Source organism: Shewanella nanhaiensis (genome assembly GCF_019457885.1).
Lineage (GTDB): Bacteria > Pseudomonadota > Gammaproteobacteria > Enterobacterales > Shewanellaceae > Shewanella > Shewanella nanhaiensis.
Genome location: NZ_JAHZST010000082.1, coordinates 1 through 282 on the forward strand (window position 1 = coordinate 1; position 282 = coordinate 282).

At 36.2% G+C, this 282-nt stretch carries 1 pseudogene; it reads left to right on the forward strand.

The window, feature by feature from the left end:
• Positions 1-282, forward strand: a pseudogene (gene tnpA / locus K0625_RS24430) (IS200/IS605-like element ISShwo2 family transposase); the annotation flags it as partial.

The following is a 282-nucleotide window of genomic DNA, read 5'->3' on the forward strand; positions in this document are numbered from 1 at the left end:
TAAAGAATAAGTTAGGAAAAGATGTTTACCGATGTATTCATGTCTATAGTGAGCAGTTAGGGTGTGTGGTTGTAGAGTTGAATGTACAAATAGACCATGTACATCTGGTTATCAAAGTTCCTCCGAAGCTATCGATTTCAAAGTTGATGGGTGCTTTAAAAGGTAAAATTGCTTTGAAAATGTTTAGCAAGTATCCGTATCTTCGGAAAAATAAGCTATGGGGAAATCACTTTTGGCAAAGAGGTTACTTTGTTGACACAGTAGGGATTAATGAGGAAGTGA